General features: G+C 58.2%; 2 protein-coding genes. Both read right to left on the bottom strand.

Annotated elements, in window-relative coordinates; all coding sequences use genetic code 11:
• Window positions 1–216: 216 nt before the first annotated feature.
• Complete coding sequence (locus tag ABX749_RS29005; RefSeq protein ID WP_372899110.1) at window positions 217–1,455, bottom strand: DUF1559 domain-containing protein; 1,239 nt, start codon at window positions 1,453–1,455, stop codon at window positions 217–219.
• A gap of 372 nt (window positions 1,456–1,827) precedes the next feature.
• Window positions 1,828–2,607: LysR family transcriptional regulator substrate-binding protein (locus tag ABX749_RS29000; RefSeq protein ID WP_372899109.1), on the bottom strand; the 780-nt coding region annotated here is incomplete at its 5' end.

The following is a 2,607-nucleotide window of genomic DNA, read 5'->3' as shown; positions in this document are numbered from 1 at the left end:
GTCAATCGTCGCATCACGCCCCACGCCACGCCACTGCGGCCAGTCCTCGCCGCATGCCGCCTGAGGGCAGACCGCCTGAGAGACGATCGCACACAACAGTACGCAACACCAACCACCGACCCATCGTGTCCATCTCGCCCAGCGCATCATCATCGTCAGTTCCCAAGGTCTCTCAGTATGTTTCAGACGCTGATGATTGTAGCAGTTTGAAGAACGTTACTGGTTCAACTGTTCCTCGATCGTTTCGCTGGAAGCCCGAGTCCCCAGTGCGCCCCACAAACCATACGGACTTTGGAATCCGACGGCATGCTGGTTGTTGTTGTTCCGGAAATAGGGAACGGCAGCCCGCGAGTTGCCCGCTTCGATCGAATCGGTGATGAACACGACGGCGCCGTCACCCATCAGGATGTGTGCCCCGCCCTGGTGCCGGCTACTCGGCGGAATCGCCCCGTGACCGCCGTGGTTGGCGATCAAACAGACCTCACTGTTGGGCGGCAAAATCGTTGCGATCGTCGAATACAAGGGCCGCTGGTCGGCCCACCGGTATCCACGCATCGTCGAATTGCCGGTGTAGTTGACGCCGGTCGTCGCCCAAAACCTGGGACGGTCAGGATCGATCTGATTGTTGTCTTCACAGTACTTCGGGTTGTTCAACAGATTGTCGCGGCCATTGGCGCGTGAACCGGTGGTCGAGATGTTGCGATCGCCCAAATCGGTCGCCAATTCGCCGCCCATGACCGTGTTGGACAGGCCGTCCAAGACATCACGAAACTTGGTGCCTTTGCTGGGGACAAACATGCCGCGGCACGACCCCTGAACCTGACGCATCCGTCCGGTGTGGTCGCCATACCGCCAGCGACCGGCGTTTCCTTGAAAAAAGTTTTGGCCGTACTGCGTCCGCCACATGCTGTCGCCATAGCTGCACCCATAATTGGTGCGGCCCAGCGCCGGCAAACCCCGTCCGGGATCGCTCGGACAACGATAGCTGGGGATGTCCACGTTCCAAGGCCGATAGTCAATGGCGTACGGGGCCGGGCCAAATGCCGGCCAATACAGCCCATTGGAATCCCGGTGTTGATTGGAAATCTGATCCCAAACCGCTTGCTGTTCCATGAACGGAGTGATGCCGACCAGAAAACTCAACAGATTCCGCGTGAACGCGACCGGCGGCAACCCCGTCGTGCCGGTGACGGCTTCCGCACAGCAAGCGTTGTTGGATTCATTCGTCGGCCCCGTGCCGTTGATCGGCAACTGCTTGTAGGCCGAATGATAGTTGTGCAGTGCGATCCCGATCTGTTTGAAATTGTTGCTGCAACTCATCCGCCGCGCGGCCTCGCGAGCCGCTTGAACCGCCGGCAAGAGCAAACCGACCAGAATTCCAATGATCGCAATCACCACCAATAATTCGACGAGCGTGAAACCGTCTCGTCTATGCGCTGTGCGTCGACCGTGCATGAGAACGTTCCTCGACAAAAGAATAAAAAAAGGTTTCGGTGACCAACCCCATCGCCACCGAACAAGAGACATCACCTTCACTCTTCCTCCGCCGCGGCAGAATCCGCTTCCTCGGCCCCGTAGACTTCCTCTTTATACGCCTGAATCTCGGCCTCGGTGCGAGGCTCCATGCTGGGCTCCGTGGAGCGGCCACAGCCGACAGGGCAAACGAAAAGGGTGCCGATAAACAAAAAGAAAAAACTATCTCGAAACAATCGCATCGGTGCTTCCGCCAAGCTCGGTGAGATGAGGTGACGCGTTCATTGTCAAGGGTCCGACCGGCCCAAACAACATCCAGGTGGAACAATATTCCTAACGACCATTAGGCAGTGCCTAATGCACGCTGCGGATCACGATCTCGCGGAACGCTTGCTGATGTTCCGGTTCGCGACGATGTCGCCGACGCAGGATGACGATCTGTTCGGTGCCGAACAGATTGGAAAGATCGCGGGAACGAAGCTTCAGACGCCTGCCGCCGTGCGGAATGGATTGGACGCCCCAGCGGGGGCTGATCGGCGCGATCGCCAGGCCGAACCCCAATTGCACAAACTGCATCGCCAGATTCTTCGTGCTGGTTTCACAAACGATGCGACGCTGATCGAGCAAACCCGCCTCGGCGAAGACCTGATCCACCCGCGTCCGCGTGTTGGTGCCGACGCTGGACATCACCAACGGAAATCGCACCAAGGTTTTCGGGGTGATCCGTTTGTAATCGAAAATCGGATGGCCTTCCGGTGCGACCAAGACGAAGGGAAAGCAGGTGATCGGATCGGCGCACAACGTCGACGGAAACGACGTCTCCAACTGCCCCGCGACGGCCAGATCGACTTCGCCGCGTTCGAGCAGCTCTCGGGCCACGTTGGAAACCACGTCGACCAGGCTCAATTCAACATCGCCATGTTGTTCGTAGTACTGGCAAATCGGCTCGGGCAGTTCATTGACCAGGATGTTGGCCGGCGAGGCCACCGACAACCGTCGTGGAATCGACTGGGACTGCAGGTTGAATTCTTCTAACAGTCCGTCAAAACCGTGCACCACCGGTTCGGCCAATTCGACCAGCAATCGACCATGCTCGGTCAATGAGACTCGTTGGCGCTGGACTTCAATCAACGG

Origin of the sequence: Stieleria sp. (assembly GCF_041595215.1) — a bacterium.
GTDB lineage: Bacteria > Planctomycetota > Planctomycetia > Pirellulales > Pirellulaceae > Stieleria > Stieleria magnilauensis.
Note: the sequence above shows the minus strand (reverse complement) of the source record. Positions and strands in the feature narration are given on the sequence as shown.

Bases quoted from the DNA above. Each gene is read 5' to 3' on its own strand.
- ABX749_RS29005 (WP_372899110.1), bottom strand. From the start codon at position 1,455: ATGCACGGTCGACGCACAGCGCATAGACGAGACGGTTTCACGCTCGTC.